This is a genomic window from Streptomyces sp. NRRL F-525, assembly GCF_000716605.1.
Classification (GTDB): domain Bacteria; phylum Actinomycetota; class Actinomycetes; order Streptomycetales; family Streptomycetaceae; genus Streptomyces.
Genome location: NZ_JNXE01000001.1, coordinates 249,501 through 264,019, shown reverse-complemented (window position 1 = coordinate 264,019; position 14,519 = coordinate 249,501). Strand labels below are relative to the sequence as shown.

General features: G+C 69.0%; 13 protein-coding genes. 4 read left to right on the top strand and 9 right to left on the bottom strand.

All coding sequences use genetic code 11. From position 1 onward, the window contains the following. Window positions 1–23 precede the first annotated feature (23 nt). Together OO69_RS01165 and OO69_RS01160 are read left to right on the top strand one after the other, a co-directional pair. Window positions 24–326: a DUF1905 domain-containing protein gene (locus tag OO69_RS01165; RefSeq protein WP_033278410.1), complete on the top strand. Its 303-nt coding sequence runs from the start codon at window positions 24–26 to the stop codon at window positions 324–326. Window positions 327–341: 15 nt separating this feature from the next. Further along, window positions 342–1,373 carry a hypothetical protein gene (locus OO69_RS01160; RefSeq protein WP_033278409.1) on the top strand — a complete coding sequence of 344 codons (1,032 nt, stop codon included), beginning with the start codon at window positions 342–344 and terminating at the stop codon, window positions 1,371–1,373. Here the strand turns inward: OO69_RS01160 and OO69_RS01155 are convergent. From OO69_RS01155 to OO69_RS01120, 8 genes are all read right to left on the bottom strand, one after another. Continuing rightward, complete coding sequence (locus OO69_RS01155; protein ID WP_033278408.1) at window positions 1,370–2,440, bottom strand: ABC transporter ATP-binding protein; 1,071 nt, start codon at window positions 2,438–2,440, stop codon at window positions 1,370–1,372. The genes OO69_RS01160 and OO69_RS01155 overlap by 4 nt on opposite strands. After that, the gene (locus tag OO69_RS01150) at window positions 2,437–3,534 is read right to left on the bottom strand and encodes an ABC transporter ATP-binding protein (RefSeq protein ID WP_033278407.1); all 1,098 of its coding nucleotides are present in this window, start codon (window positions 3,532–3,534) and stop codon (window positions 2,437–2,439) included. The genes OO69_RS01155 and OO69_RS01150 overlap by 4 nt, the downstream gene beginning before the upstream one ends. A 17-nt stretch (window positions 3,535–3,551) precedes the next feature. Beyond that, the gene (locus OO69_RS01145) at window positions 3,552–4,472 is read right to left on the bottom strand and encodes an ABC transporter permease (RefSeq protein WP_033278406.1); all 921 of its coding nucleotides are present in this window, start codon (window positions 4,470–4,472) and stop codon (window positions 3,552–3,554) included. Then, window positions 4,465–5,451: an ABC transporter permease gene (locus OO69_RS01140; protein WP_033278405.1), complete on the bottom strand. Its 987-nt coding sequence runs from the start codon at window positions 5,449–5,451 to the stop codon at window positions 4,465–4,467. The genes OO69_RS01145 and OO69_RS01140 overlap by 8 nt, the downstream gene beginning before the upstream one ends. 114 nt (window positions 5,452–5,565) lie before the next feature. Next, entirely contained in the window at window positions 5,566–7,383 is a 1,818-nt protein-coding gene (locus OO69_RS01135) for an ABC transporter family substrate-binding protein (RefSeq protein WP_033278404.1), read from the bottom strand. A gap of 250 nt (window positions 7,384–7,633) precedes the next feature. Beyond that, entirely contained in the window at window positions 7,634–8,674 is a 1,041-nt protein-coding gene (locus tag OO69_RS01130; protein WP_033278403.1) for an NUDIX hydrolase, read from the bottom strand. Window positions 8,675–8,817: 143 nt separating this feature from the next. Beyond that, on the bottom strand, window positions 8,818–9,012 hold the full coding sequence (locus tag OO69_RS01125) for a hypothetical protein (RefSeq protein ID WP_078652246.1): 195 nt from the start codon (window positions 9,010–9,012) through the stop codon (window positions 8,818–8,820). A 30-nt stretch (window positions 9,013–9,042) separates the two neighbouring features. Continuing rightward, window positions 9,043–10,014, bottom strand: coding sequence for a TIGR01777 family oxidoreductase (locus OO69_RS01120; protein WP_033278402.1), 972 nt, complete (start codon window positions 10,012–10,014; stop codon window positions 9,043–9,045). Window positions 10,015–10,211: 197 nt separating this feature from the next. On the opposite strand from OO69_RS01120, the gene OO69_RS01115 reads away from it, so the two are divergent. Further along, on the top strand, window positions 10,212–12,233 hold the full coding sequence (locus tag OO69_RS01115) for an NPCBM/NEW2 domain-containing protein (protein WP_199810852.1): 2,022 nt from the start codon (window positions 10,212–10,214) through the stop codon (window positions 12,231–12,233). Window positions 12,234–12,296: 63 nt separating this feature from the next. Here OO69_RS01115 and OO69_RS01110 read toward each other — a convergent pair whose 3' ends face one another. After that, window positions 12,297–13,250 (bottom strand): ROK family protein, encoded by a 954-nt coding sequence (locus tag OO69_RS01110; protein ID WP_033278400.1) that lies wholly within the window; start codon window positions 13,248–13,250, stop codon window positions 12,297–12,299. 205 nt (window positions 13,251–13,455) lie between these two features. Here OO69_RS01110 and OO69_RS01105 point away from each other — a divergent pair, with 205 nt between their 5' ends. Beyond that, window positions 13,456–14,493, top strand: a complete 1,038-nt coding sequence (locus OO69_RS01105; RefSeq protein WP_033278399.1) for a LacI family DNA-binding transcriptional regulator — start codon at window positions 13,456–13,458, stop codon at window positions 14,491–14,493. Window positions 14,494–14,519 lie beyond the last annotated feature (26 nt).

Here is a 14,519-nt window from a genome sequence, read left to right as displayed (position 1 = left end):
CCTTGAGGAAGGGCACCGAATCCATGAGGTTCGTCTTCACCGGCCGGGTGATCGAGTGGCGCGGCCCTTCGCCGTACTACTTCGTCCCTGTGCCGGACGAGGAGTCGGCGGACATCCGTGAGGTCGCCGCCCTGGCCTCGTACGGCTGGGGTGTCATCCCGGTCGAGGCCAGGATCGGCGACGTGGTCTTCACCACGTCCCTCTTCCCCAAGGACGGCGGCTATCTGCTGCCGCTCAAGAACGCCGTGCGCAAGCCGCAGGGCCTCGCGGCGGACGACGAGGTGAGGGTCGACATGACCATCGACCTCCAACTCCGGTCCGGCTGACCGAAGATGGGAGGCATGGCTCCCGTCTCGCGCCTCGTCGCCCACAGTGACACCGCCACGTCCCTCGCGCTGCTCTCCGACCACGAACTCGCCGAACTGGTCGAGGCCGGCACGCCGTTGGGCACCAGTGTCGGCGGCCGCTCGGCACTGATCGAGGTGGACGGCAGAAGGGTGTTCGTGAAGCGGATGCCGCTCACCGATGTGGAGCGACGGCCGGAGAACGTCCGGTCCACGGCCAACGTGTTCGGAGCCCCCGCCTACTGCCACTACGGCATCGGCGCGGTCCCGAGCCCCGGTTTCGGCGTCTGGCGGGAGCTGGCCGTCCACGAGATGACGACCAACTGGGTCCTCTCCGGCCGCTTTTCGGACTTCCCGCTCCTCCACCACTGGCGCGTGCTGCCCGACCCGGAACAGTCACTGCCCGAGGAACTCGCCGACGTGGAGCGGAACGTGGCGTACTGGGGCGGCGGCCGCCAGCACATCGAGGCGCTGCGCACGGCGTCCGCGAGTCTGACCCTGTTCATGGAACACCTGCCGTACACCCTCCACGACTGGCTCTCCGCCCAGCTGCGCACCGACGACCCCGACACCGCCTGCGCCCTCGTGGAGCGGGGCCTCGAAGCCGTCACCGGCTTCCTCCACAAGCACCAACTCACGCACTTCGACGTCCACTTCAGGAACATCCTGACCGACGGACACCAGCTCTACCTCGCCGACTACGGCCTCGCCCTCACCCCGCGTTTCCGACTCGCAGCGGACGAACGGGACTTCTACGACCGTCACCGGCACTACGACCGCGCGTACGCCTTCTCCTACCTGGTGCACTGGCTCGTCGTGGACCAGTACGGCTACGGCCCGGACGAGCGCCAGGACTTCATCCGCGCCTGCGCCGACGGCAAGCGGCCCGAGGGGATCCCCGACGCCGCCGCCGAGCTCATCTCCCGGTACGCCCAACTCGGCGCGACGGTGGGCGACTTCAATCGCCGCGTGCAGGACGAGAGCAGGGTGACCCCGTACCCGTCCGCCGAAGAACTCGGCCTCGACTAAAGCAACTCCACACTCTCCGCGTAGTGACAGGCGACCGGGTTGCCGCCGCCCCGGTCCACCAGCGCCGGTGCCTCCTCGACGCACGACGTCCGTTCGCTGTCGGTGAGTTGGTTGGCGAACTTGGGGCAGCGGGTGCGGAAGCGGCAGCCGCTGGGCGGGCGGACCGGGCTCGGGACGTCGCCCTGGATGGTGATCCGTTTCCGGGCGCGTTCCTTGCGCGGGTCGGGCAGCGGGATGGCCGAGACCAGGGCCTGCGTGTACGGGTGCGCCGGACGGGCGAACAGCTGCCGGGCCGGGGCGATTTCGACCAGGCGACCCAGGTACATGACGGCCACCCGCCCTGCTACGTGGCGCATCACCGACAGGTCGTGGGCGACGAAGAGGAAGGACAGGCTGAGTTCGCTCTGCAGGTCCATCAGCAGGTTGAGGACGCCCGCCTGGATCGACACGTCGAGCGCCGACACCGGCTCGTCGAGGATGATCACCTTGGGGTGCAGGGCCAACGCCCGTGCGATGCCTATGCGTTGGCGCTGGCCACCGGAGAACTCGTGGGCGAAGCGGTTGCCGTGCTCGGGGTTGAGGCCGACCAGGCGCAGGAGTTCGCTCACCTCGCCGGCCGCCCCGGATCCGTACCGGCCGTGGATGCGCAGAGGTTCGGCGACGATCTCGTGGACGGTCATCCGTGGGTCGAGGGAGGCGTACGGGTCCTGGAAGACGATCTGCAACTCGCGCCGCAGCGGCCGCATCTGACGTCTGCTCAGCTCGGTGAGTTCGTGTTCCCCGTAGCGGACCTGGCCCGAGGTGGCCCGTTCCAGGCCGAGGACGGTGCGGGAGATCGTCGTCTTGCCCGAGCCCGACTCCCCCACCAGGCCCAGGGTCTCGTTCTCGTAGAGGTCGAAGGAGACCCCGCACACGGCGTGGACGTCGCCGACGCGGCGGCGGATGACGCCCTTGGACATCACCGGGAAGTGCTTGACCAAGTCCCTTACTTGGAGGACCGGTTGGCCGGTGCCGCCGTGGCCGGGCAGCGGCGGCAGGGGGGTGGCGGCCTGCGCGGGCGCGGTCATACGGCGTCCTCCTCGGGGTTCGTGACGGGTGCCGCTTCCGCGAAGCGGGCCAGGGCCTCGGTGTCCGCGCCGACGGCGTCGAAGACCTGTCCGGCACCGGTGTCGACGAGTTCGTCGGCGAAGTGGCAGGCGCTGAGGTGGAAGTCGCCGCCGGCCCGGCGCAGCGCGGGTTCGTCCGTTTCGCACACGTCCCGGCGCATGGGGCAGCGAGGTGAGAAGGGGCAGCCGGGTGGCAGGTTGAGCAGGCTGGGCGGGGATCCGGTGATGGGGGTGAGCCGTTCCTCCTCGCGGTCGAGGCGGGGCAGGGAGCCGAGCAGGCCCAGGGTGTAGGGCATGCGCGGGGTGTAGAAGATGTCCTCCACGGAGCCGGTCTCCACGATCCGTCCGGCGTACATGACCGCGACCCGGTCGGTGTGTCCGGCCACCACCCCGAGGTCGTGGGTGATGAGGACGAGCGCGGCTCCGGTCTCGGCGCGGGCGGTCTCCAGGGCTTCGAGGATCTGGGCCTGCACGGTGACGTCAAGGGCGGTGGTCGGCTCGTCGGCGATGATCACGTCCGGGTCGTTGGCCATCGCGATGGCGATGACGACGCGCTGGCGCATACCGCCCGACATCTCGTGCGGGTAGCTGTCGACGCGCCGTTCGGGGCTGGGGATGCCGACCGTGCCGAGCAGTTCGATCGCGCGTCCGCGGGCGTCCTTGTGTTTCATCCCGGGGTTGTGGCGGAGCAGGGTCTCGGCGATCTGATAGCCCACGTTGTAGACGGGGTTGAGGGAGGTCATCGGGTCCTGGAAGATCATCGCGATTCCGCTGCCGCGCAGGTCGGACAGGCGCCCGTCGGACAGCCCGAGCAGCTCCGTGCCCTCGAAGCGGACCGAGCCGCGCACCTTGGCGCCGGTCGGCAGCAGCCCCATCACGGCGAGCGCGGTCACCGACTTCCCGGACCCCGACTCCCCTACGATGCCCAGCGACTCGCCCCGGTCGAGCCGGTAGCCGACGCCGCGCACGGCCCGTACCGGACCGTCCTCGGTGGCGAACTCCACGCTGAGGTCCTCGACTTCGAGCACGGCGGACGTCACGGGGACCTCCCGCACTCCATGACTCGTGGTCGTCACTGTCGCACCCTTTGCTGCCGGGGGTCGAAGGCGTCGCGCAGTCCGTCGCCGATGAAGTTGATTGTCAGCGCGATGGCGATGATGAACGCGCCGGGGATGTAGAAGAGCCAGGGCCGGGTGTCGACCGCCGTCTGCGCCTGGGAGACCAGCAACCCCAGGGAGGTGTCCGGGGGTTGGACGCCGAAGCCGAGGAAGGAGAGCGCGGTCTCGGTGAGGATGCCGGTCGCCACCAGGATCGTCGCGTTCACGATGATCGGCCCCAGCGCGTTCGGCAGCAGATGCCGGAAGATGATCCGGGTGTCCGAGGCCCCGAGCGCCCGCGCCGCCTCGATGAACTCCTTCTCGCGCAGCGACAGCACCGAGGAGCGCACCACCCGGGCCACGTACGCCCAGGTCAGGCCCGCGATCACGATGGCGATCCAGTACCAGGAGCCGCCGGTGCGCGAGGAGATGACCAGCGCGATCGCGAACAGCGGCAGCGTCAGCACCAGGTCGGCGATGCGCATCATGACCGCGTCGACGATGCCCTTGTAGAAACCGGCGACGGCTCCCCAGACCGCGCCGAGCAGCGTGGAGCCGAGCGCGATCATGATGGCGATCTTCAGCGAGGTCTGGGTGCCGCGCATGACCTGCGCGTAGCCGTCGTAGCCCGAGGAGTCGGTGCCGAACGGGTGCTTGAGGGAAGGGGGTTTGGAGTTGTCCTCGGTGTATTTCTGGTACGAGTAGTGCCACAGGTGCGGGCCGATGAACGCCCACAGGATGATCAGCACGAACACGACCAGGCTGACCATCGCGGCCCTGTGCCGCACGAAGCGGCGCAGCACCAGCTGGGTCTGGGTGCGCTGTCGTACGGTGAACTCATGGTCCCCGCGCGGTAGTTGCGTGCCCGCGGACCCCGGTGCCTCGATGTCAGTCATAGCGGATCCTCGGGTCGAGTACGGCGTAGAGCAGATCGGCGATGAGGTTGAACCCGATGACGACGACGGCGGAGAGCAACAGCCAGGCCATGGTGCGGTAGACGTCCAGCGTGGTCGCCGCCTGGACCAGCATCTCGCCCATGCCGTGCCACTGGAAGATCGTCTCCGTGATCACCGCGCCGCCCAGGATGATCGCGATGTCGAGCGCGGTCACGGTGGCGAGCGGGATGAGGGCGGTGCGCAGCGCGTGCCGGGTCATCACCCGGCCGCGCCGCAGCCCCTTGGCGCGGGCGAGCCGTACGTAGTCGCTGTTGAGGACCTCGAGCATGGAGGCGCGGGTGTAGCGGGTCCAGGACGCGAAGGAGACCAGCGCGAGGGTGATGGTGGGCAGGATCAGGTGGCCGACGTGATCGGTGAACTGGTTCCAGGTGGTGTCGACTTCGAGGTACGGCGACTTCTCGCCGATGGTGCCGAGGAACTGGCTGCCGGTCTTCTGGTTGAACCAGATCCCGGCCTGCTTGAGCAGTACCGCGAACCAGAACACAGGCATGGCGAGGAACAGGAAGCCGAAGAAGGTGATCGTGTAGTCGGCGGCCGAGTACTGGCGGATCGCGCTGAACACCCCGAAGACCACGGCCATGATCAGCGCGAGGATCATCGCGGCGGCGACCAGGGTGATGGTCACCTTGAAGCGGGTGAACAGGTCGTGGCCGATGTTCAGGTTGGCCTGCACGGAGGGGCCGAAGTCGCCGTGCAGGACGCCGGTGATCCAGTTCCAATAGCGTTCCATGACCGGCTCGTTGGCGTGGATGTGCCGGGCGAAGGCGGCCACCGCGGCTTTGCTGGGCGCGGGTTGGCGTGAGGTGGCGAAATTCGCCACCGGGTCACCGGAGTTGATGACGACGAGGAACACGACGAACGTCGAGACGATGAGGACGGGGATGGAGACGAGGATGCGACGCACGGTGTAGGCGAGCATGCGGTCTTCTCTCGGAGGCCGGCGGGTCGTGGAAGCCGTCCGGGCCGGGCCCGGCCCCCGGAGTTCGCGGGGCCGGGCTCGACGGGCGTGCCGGTGGAGCTGTCAGCCGTGGGACTACTTCTTCAGGCCCCACGTGCCGGTGTTGTAGGCCGGGCCCACGTTCGACGAGTTGTTCCGCATGTTGACGAACCGCGACTGCACCGCGAGGAACGTCGGCTTCTGGTACAGCGGCAGGACGTAGGCGTCGTTCACCATGATCTGGTCGGCCTGGTTGAGGAGCGCCGCGGCCTTCGTCGCGTCGGTCTCACCGATGGCCTGGGAGATCAGGGAGTCGACCGTCTTGTTGCTGTAGCCGCCGTAGTTGCCGCCACCGCCGGTGAACCAGTTCTGCTGGGCGCCGCTGCTCGGGAACGGCGGTGCGACCCAGGCGAAGACGATGATGTCGTACTGGTGCCCGGCGAGGACCGTGCCAAGGTCGGCGGCGCCGATCGGCTTGATGGTGATCTTGATGCCGAGGCTCGCCAGGTTGCTCTGCAGGATCTGGCACTCGCTCTGCCGGATCTGATTGCCGGTCGTGTAACGGCAGTTGAAGGGTCCGACGGCCTTGCCGTCCGGGGTCTTCAACGCCGTGCCCACACCGGTGAACTTGGCGTCCGTGAGGTACTTCTTCGCCTTGGTCAGATCACCCGATCCCTGGCCGGTACCGGAGACCACGTCCTTGTAACCGGCCTGCCCGGGAACGAAGTTGTGGTTGCCGAGCGGCTTCACGGCCGGGTCGAACTGGCCGACCGTCTTGGCGATGATGTCCTTGGTGTTGATCGCCGTGAACATCGCCTGCCGCAGGGCCAGATACTTGCCGATCACCGGGTCGTGCAGGTTGAGGTCGAAGTGCTCCCAGGTCAGCCCGTTGCCGATGGTGTAGGTGATCCCCGGGATGTCCTTGACCTGGTTGACCAGGTCGACCTCGGGCTGCGGGTAGATCGCCTGAACCTCGTTGTTCTTCAAGGCTGTCGGCTCTTGGGTGGCGTCCGAGATCACCTTGAAGATCAGCCGCTGGAGGGTGGCCTTCTTCGCGCCGGTCCACTTGGGGTCGGGCACGTAGGTGGCGTGGTCGTTGTCGACCCACTGCTGCATCTTGTAGGCGCCCGCGGTGGGGTACTTGGTGGGCGGCGTCTTCAGGAAGTACTGCCAGGCCTTGGCCATCTGCGTGGCCGTCATGGCGGCGGCGTCACCGACCTTGGCGCCGGAGAGCTTCTCGGCGGTGTGCGCCGGGTAGAGCGGATAGCCCGCGCCGAACAGGGACTTCCAGTCCGAGTACGGCTTCGACATCACCATGGTGAAGGTCTTGCCGTTGTCGGACGGCGTGAGGGACTTGATGCGGTCGTAGCCGGCGGTGCTCTGCGGCAGACAGCCGTGGGTCTGCGTGGAGTCGCTGGCGGGCGGCGGCGGGCAGTCCTTGCCGTTGTTGGTGCGCCAGTAATACGTGAAGTCGTCGGCGGTGATGGGCGTGCCGTCGTTCCACGCCGCCTTCGGGTTGATCTTGTATACGATGGTCTGCGGGCTGGTGCTGGTCTGGGTCGCCGACGTCACCAGGTCGGTGTTGAGCGCGACGGTGAAGTCGGGCTGGGGTATGAACACCTGCGGCAGGACGACCTCCAGGGCCTCCCCGTTCTCGAAGGTGTTGCCGTTGACGTCCTGGACGTTCCACTGCTGGATGTTCTTCTCCAGCACATAGGTGAACGTTCCGCCGGACTTGGTGGTGGCCGAGTTGCAGGTGTTGGCCTTGCCCACGGTGTTGCAGGACGTGAGCCCGGCCGAGCTGCCTTTGCTGGAGCCGCCGCCCCCGCCACTGCTGCTGCAGGCGGTGAGCACCAGGGCGAGCCCGGCGGCGAGAGTGAGGGCCCGGGTGAGGGCCGAGGATGGCGCGCGCATGTTCCTCTCCTTCGACCGGCGATATGTCCGGTCCCGTCGAGGCGGCCGGCGGCCGCTAGAGAACTGAGCTGCGCAAAGACGTTAGAGCTCCGATGTACCTTCTTCACGTTCTTGTTCATACCGGGAAGGCGACAATTCACCCTCGCTTTGTCATCGGAATGACCCACACCCCGCAAAATCGCCAGGTGGTGTCCCCGAAAAGGCAAAGTCACGTCCAACATCGTTGATCAGACCGCAAATTGACGCGTCGTCAGCCGAGCGGTACGCCCGCCTCCAGATAGAGCGCGGCCCCGCGTTCCCGGGCCCTCAGCGCCCAGCGCAGCCGCTCGTAGCGGACCGGCGGCAGCAGATCGGCGGCCTCTTCCTCGCTGGCGAAGCACCAGCCGCGCAACTCCGGTCCGGGCAGCAGCAGTTGATCGGCCACCGCGGCGTCCAGCCGACCCCCGTCGAAGAGGAGGCGCAGCCCGCCGTAGCCGGGCGGCACGGGCGGCTCCCAGTCGACGACGAGCAGCCGGGGGACCTCGTCGAGCACGATGCCGGTCTCCTCGGTGACCTCGCGCATGCCGGCCCGGGCGGGTGCCTCGCCGGATTCGACGACACCGCCGGGGAACTCCCAGCCGGCCTTGTAGGTGGGGTCGACGAGCAGCACGCGGTCCTGTTCGTCGAAGAGGAGCACTCCGGCCGCGAGGGTCTCGGAGGTGGGCTCCGGGGTCTGCACGATGTCGCACACCGGCACGGCGCCGCTGCCGACGGCTCCGGCGATCCGGGCGGCCGTCTCGTACGGGGTGAGCGCGCTGGTGTCGACGAGATGGGCGTCGGCGGTGAGCCAGGAGCCGAGCGCGGCACGGTACGACTCGATGTGGTCGTACGCCCACTGCCGTGTCCTGATCTCGCCGTCGGGAAGGTCCGGTGGGACCTCCCGGCCGGCTATTCGCTCGCGCAGGATCGTTTCCGCCGGAGCCAGGAGGACATGCCGGACCGTGACCCGGCGGGCCGCGAGACCGCCGAAGATCTCGTCCCGGTACTCCTGGCGCAGCAGGGTCATCGGGACGACGAGGGTCCCGCCCAGCTCGGCGAGCATCGCCGCCGCCGTGTCGATCACGAGCCGCCGCCACATCGGCAGGTCCTGGAAGTCGCCGACCTCTGCGAGGTGTTTGGGCGGGAGCAGATTCGGAAGCGCTCCGCCGATGACCTCGGGGTCGAAGAGCGTGCTGTTCGGGATCAGTTCGATCAGTTCCCGTGCGGTGGTGGTCTTGCCTGCACCGAACGCGCCGTTGATCCAGACGATCACGGACAGTTCCCCCTCTTCTATTGGCCCCCTGAGGCTTGCCCGTTCCACCCTGCCACGGAAACCAGCCGCAGTTGAGAGCGCACATACGACGGCGCCGGTGCCCCCTCCGACGAGGCACCGGCGCCGTGCGCTTTCGACCGGTATCAGGTGTTCTCTCCCAGGGCGCCCTCGTCGGTGGCGAAGCTGCCGTCACTGACGAGGTGATCCACGGAACCCACGGTGTCCTTGACGTTCAGATCGCCGAGTACGTCGTGGTCGTGGGAGTGCGACGGGGAGATCGCGGCGACGACGAACCCGGTGGCGAGGGAGGCGATGGCCAGCATGCTGCGCTTCTTCATGCCCCGTTCAACTGACGAAGCGCGCCGGGGTCACGCCCGGACCGGCCGCCGGATGGAACCCGCGCCGTCCCGCGCCCGCCGCACCAGGTCCACGGCCGCCTCGGGCCACTGCGGATGGTCAAAGGCGAACCCCTCCTCCAGCAGCCGTCCCGGCACGACCCGGCGGCTCTTCAGCAGGAGTTCGGTGTCCGAGCGCAGCGCGAAGGCGCCCAGTTCCGCCATCCACTTCGTGGCGGGCAGTCCGACAGGGACGCCCCGGGCGGCGCGCAGCACACGCATGAAGGCGCGCTGCGGGAGCGGCCCGGGGGCGGCGAGGTTCACCGGCCCGGCGATGTCCTCCCGGTCGATCAGGAACTCGACCGCGCGGACGAAGTCCTGGTCGTGGATCCAGGAGACGTACTGGGCGCCGCCCGCGACCGGGCCGCCGAGCCCGAGCCGGACCAGCCCCGACAGGACGTCGAAGACACCGCCCCGGTCGGGGCTCATCACCATGGCGGCGCGCAGGGCGACCTTGCGGGTGTGCGGGGTGTCGGCGCGCTCCTGCTCGCGTTCCCAGTTTTGGGCGATCTCCACGCTGTACGACCAGTAGTCGGGTACGTCGGGTTCGGCGCCGCCGATCACGCCGGTGGCCTCGTCGTTCGGGGCGTCGTGGCGGTGGGCGTAGACGGTGGCGGTGCTCATCTGCAGCCAGACGCGAGGCGGGTGAACGGCGGCCGCGACGGCTTCGCCGACGACCCGGGTGGACCGCACGCGTGAGTCCATCATGGCCTTGAGGTTGGCGGGGGTGTAGCGGCAACTGACGCTGCGGCCCGCCAGGTTGATCACGATGTCGCTGCCGTCGATCTCCCGGGCCCAGGTGCCCGGGTTCTCCCCGTCCCACCACACCTCGCGGTCGCGCGACGGCCGCCGGGTCAGGACGACGACCTCGTTGCCCGCCTCGGTCAGGGCGCGATCGAGGATCGCGCCCACCTGTCCCGTGCCACCGGGAATGACGATCTTCACCGGGCTCCCCCTTCCGATCGGACTGCTCGGGAGCGAGCCTAGCGCAGAAAGTTGAACGTGTTCAAAACTCGCGCGATGGAAAGTCGAACAATAAATACGCAACTCTTCCAACAGAGTTCGACACGTCCTACCGTAATCGCGCACATGACATGCACAGGAAGTCATCCCATCTTTCGCGAGTCCGGAGGAACGTAACGATGCGTCACCCTCACACCCGCACGACCCGCCGAAGAGTGGTCGGAGCGCTCGCCGCAGGGCTGTTGTGCACGGCGGGCCTCGCCGCGCCCGCCGTCGCCGCCCCCGCGCAGGACCCCGCCTCCCCCGCCCTGGCCGACGGCCAGGCGCTCACCCCGCCCATGGGTTTCAACAACTGGAACTCCACCAACTGCCGGGCCGAGTTCAACGAGTCGATGGTCGAGGGCATCGCGGACATCTTCGTCAACAAGGGCCTCAAAGCCGCCGGTTACCAGTACGTCAACCTCGACGACTGCTGGGCCCTGCCGAACCGCGACGCCGACGGCAAGCTCGTCCCCGACCCGGTCCGCTTCCCGCACGGCATCAAGGCCGTCGCGGACTATGTGCACTCCAAGGGGCTCAAGCTCGGCATCTACACCAGCGCCGGCACGAAGACGTGCAATGACGCCGGGTTCCCGGGCGGCCTGGGCCACGAGTACAGCGACGCGCGGCAGTTCGCCGACTGGGGCGTGGACTACCTCAAGTACGACAACTGCAACAACCAAGGCGTGGACGCCAAGTTGCGCTACACCACGATGCGCGACGCACTGAAGGCGACCGGCCGCCCGATCGTCTTCAGCATCTGCGAGTGGGGCCAGAACAAGCCCTGGGAGTGGGCCGCGGACGTCGGACATCTGTGGCGCACGACCGGTGACATCAGCGACAACTGGGGCTCGATGCTCTCGATCCTCAAGCAGAACCTGCCCCTTGCCCCGTACGCCGGTCCCGGGCACTGGAACGACCCCGACATGCTGGAGGTCGGCAACGGCGGCATGACGGACACCGAGTACCGCTCGCACTTCTCCATGTGGTCGATCATGGCCGCGCCCCTCCTCATCGGCTCGGACCTGCGTACGGCGACCCCCGCGACCTTCGACATCCTCGACAACAAGGAGGTCATCGCGGTCGACCAGGACCCGCTGGGCAAGCAGGGCAACGTTGTCACGTCCGAGGGCGGACGCTGGGTCGTCGCCAAGGAGATGAAGGACGGCAGCCGCAGCGTCGCGCTCTTCAACGAGACGGGCAGCGCCCAGCGCATCGCCACGACCGCCGCGGCCGTAGGCCTCCCGAACGCCCACGCGTACACCCTGCGCGACCTGTGGCAGCACAAGAGCTACAACACCGCGGGCGCGATCTCCGCGACCGTCCCGGCCCATGGCACGGTCCTCGTCCGGGTCTCCGCCGACCGGAATGCGCTCAAGAACCCGCCCGCCGTCGAACTCGGCCTGGACAGCGCCCCGTTGGTCCAGGCGGCCACTCCGACGCCGCTCACGACGACGGTGACCGACCTCGGCCGTACGACCGCCGAACACGTCTCGGTAAGCCTGACCGGGCCCGCGGGCTGGAAGGTGCGGGCCAAGTCGTCGACGACCGCGAAGGCCGTACGGACCGGCAAGGCGCTGCGCACGAAGTGGACGGTCACCGCCCCAGCCGGGACGCCGACGGGGTCGTACGACCTGACGCTCAGGGCGAGTTACCGCTCGCCGAGCGGTGCGCGGGTCACCGGCACGCTGCCGTTCACCGCGTCCGTGGTGGTGGCGCCGCCCTCGGGGACGTCGTACCTCGGCGACCTTCCGTGGATGTCAACGGCCAATGGATACGGGCCCGTTGAGCGCAACACCAGCAACGGCGAGGCCGCGGCGGGGGACGGTCATCCGATCACCCTGGGCGGGGTGGTGTACGCCAAGGGACTTGGTGTGCACGCCGAGAGCGACGTCGAGTACTACACCGGGAAGGCGTGCGAGAAGGTCACCGCGGACGTCGGTGTGGACGACGAGAAGGGGGCCAACGGGACCGTCGCCTTCGAGATCTGGGCGGACGGTACGAAGGTCGCCTCGACCGGCGTCCTCACCAACGCGATGCCCGCCCAGCCGGTCACGGCGGACGTGACCGGCGCCCAGGTGGTCCGACTCGTCGTCACCGACGGCGGCGACGGGATCGACTCGGACCACGCGGACTGGGCGGGCGCTCAACTCACGTGCTGAACACGGCACATCGCGCATCGAGGGGCGAAGGCCGCTGAACGAACGTTTCGGCCGGTCTGTTCCTCACACCCCGGCCGCGGTCGTGCTCGCCTGCCCGGCGAGCGCGGCCGCGGCCGCTCCCACCAGCCCGGCGTCCGTGCCCATTTGGGCCGGTGTCACCGTCAGGCGCTGCACGAAGGACAGCGTCGCGTAGTCGCTCAGCGCCTTGCGCAGCGGCGTGAAGAGTACGTCGCCCGCCTTGCCGACTCCCCCGCCGATCACGGCGATGTCGATCTCGACGAGGGTGGCGGTGGCCGCGATACCGGCGGCGAGGGCCTGCGCGGCCCGCTCGAAGGAGGCCACGGCGATCGGGTCACCGGCACGCGCGGCGGCGGCCACTGCCGCGGCCGAGGCGTCGCCGTCGGGACCCGGCCGCCAGCCGCCCTCGACCGCCCGCCGGGCGATGTTGGGACCGCTGGCGATCCGCTCGACGCAGCCGCGCGAACCGCACGGGCAGGCGTCGCCGTCCAGGTCCACGCTGATGTGGCCGATGTGGCCCGCGTTGCCGGTCGGTCCGGGATGCAGCTGCCCGTTGAGGACGAGGCCGCCGCCGACTCCCGTGGAGACGACCATGCACAGCGCGTTGGCGTGTCCGCGCGCGGCACCCTGCCAGTGCTCGGCCGCCGTGATCGCCACGCCGTCGCCGATCAGCGCGACGGGCAGGTCACCGGTCGCCGCACGCACCCGCTCGACGAGCGGATAGTCGCGCCAGCCGGGCACGTTGACCGGGCTCACGGTGCCGGCGGAGGCGTCCACGGGACCCGCGCTGCCGATGCCGAGGGCGCTCGCGCGCGACCACGAAGGTGATGCGGTGAGTTCGGCGAGCACCTCCTCCACGGCTCGCATCACGGTGTCGCCGTCGTCCTGCGAGGGCGTCGGGCGCTGTGCTCGCACCAGGATCTTGCCGTGGCCGTCCACCAGCGCCCCGGCGATCTTGGTGCCGCCGATGTCGAGCGCGGCCACGAGGTCGGTGTGCATCAGTGTCAGATCTCCCCGTCAAACATGAGAACCACCAGAAGGTGAGTTGGGCCGGTCTCGCGGTGGGGGCGCAGGCCGTTGATATCGGTGGACAGTCTCTCTCGCATATGACAACGTTGTCCAGGCTCTATGCTCGACGCCACATCCTCATACAAACCCATGGACCTATGCATCCCCCGTGGACGACAGGACAGGACAGCGCATCGTGCCAGAGACCGCCCGCCGCCCCGAGAACCGCTACGGCAACCGTCCGACGATGAAGGACGTGGCCGCACGCGCCGGTGTGGGCCTGAAAACGGTGTCACGTGTGGTCAACGGCGAACCGGGCGTCACCCCCGACACCGAGCGCCGGGTCCAGGAGGCCATCGACGCGCTCGGGTTCCGTCGCAACGACAGCGCCCGCGTCCTGCGCAAGGGCCGCACGGCCAGCATCGGCCTCGTCCTGGAGGACCTCGCCGACCCGTTCTACGGCCCGCTCAGCCGCGCCGTCGAAGAGGTCGCCCGCGCCCACGGTGCCCTGCTCATCAACGGCTCCAGCGCCGAAGACCCGGACCGCGAGCAGGAGTTGGTGCTCGCGCTGTGCGCCCGCCGCGTGGACGGCCTGGTGGTGATCCCGGCCGGGGACGACCACCGCTATCTGGAACCGGAGATCAAGGCGGGCGTCGCGACGGTGTTCGTGGACCGTCCGGCCGGGCAGATCGACGCGGATGTCGTCCTCTCGGACAGCTACGGCGGCGCGCGCGACGGCGTCACCCATCTCATCTCCCACGGCCACCGGCGCATCGGCTTCATCGGCGACATGCCCCGCATCCACACGGCCGCCGAGCGTCTGCGCGGGTACCGGGCCGCCATGGAGGACGCGGGGATACCGGTCGAGGACGCCTGGATGTCCCTCGGCGTGACCGACCCGGTCCGGGTGCGCCGGGCCGCCGAGGAGATGCTGAGGGGCTCCTCCCCCGTCACCGCGATCTTCGCCGGCAACAACCGTGTGACGGTCACCGTCGTCCGCGTCCTCGCCGAACAGTCCCGCCGGATCGCCCTGGTGGGCTTCGACGACTTCGAGCTCGCCGACCTGCTCCAGCCGGGCGTGACCGTCGTCGCCCAGGACGCGGCGACCCTCGGCCGCACGGCCGCCGACCGGCTCTTCCGCCAGCTGGACGGCACGCTGATCGCCCCGGAACGCATCGAGCTGCCGACCCGGTTGATCACCCGGGGCTCGGGCGAGCTGCCGCCGTCGGACTGAGGCGCGGGTGAACGACCGTGTGGGTG

What these genes read in the sequence shown, in the direction of transcription:
- OO69_RS01165 (WP_033278410.1), top strand. Translation starts at nt 24, where the DNA reads ATGAGGTTCGTCTTCACCGGCCGGGTGATCGAGTGGCGCGGCCCTTCG.
- OO69_RS01160 (WP_033278409.1), top strand. Translation starts at nt 342, where the DNA reads ATGGCTCCCGTCTCGCGCCTCGTCGCCCACAGTGACACCGCCACGTCC.
- OO69_RS01155 (WP_033278408.1), bottom strand. Translation starts at nt 2,440, where the DNA reads ATGACCGCGCCCGCGCAGGCCGCCACCCCCCTGCCGCCGCTGCCCGGC.
- OO69_RS01145 (WP_033278406.1), bottom strand. Translation starts at nt 4,472, where the DNA reads ATGACTGACATCGAGGCACCGGGGTCCGCGGGCACGCAACTACCGCGC.
- OO69_RS01140 (WP_033278405.1), bottom strand. Translation starts at nt 5,451, where the DNA reads ATGCTCGCCTACACCGTGCGTCGCATCCTCGTCTCCATCCCCGTCCTC.
- OO69_RS01135 (WP_033278404.1), bottom strand. Translation starts at nt 7,383, where the DNA reads ATGCGCGCGCCATCCTCGGCCCTCACCCGGGCCCTCACTCTCGCCGCC.
- OO69_RS01125 (WP_078652246.1), bottom strand. Translation starts at nt 9,012, where the DNA reads ATGAAGAAGCGCAGCATGCTGGCCATCGCCTCCCTCGCCACCGGGTTC.
- OO69_RS01115 (WP_199810852.1), top strand. Translation starts at nt 10,212, where the DNA reads ATGCGTCACCCTCACACCCGCACGACCCGCCGAAGAGTGGTCGGAGCG.
- OO69_RS01110 (WP_033278400.1), bottom strand. Translation starts at nt 13,250, where the DNA reads ATGCACACCGACCTCGTGGCCGCGCTCGACATCGGCGGCACCAAGATC.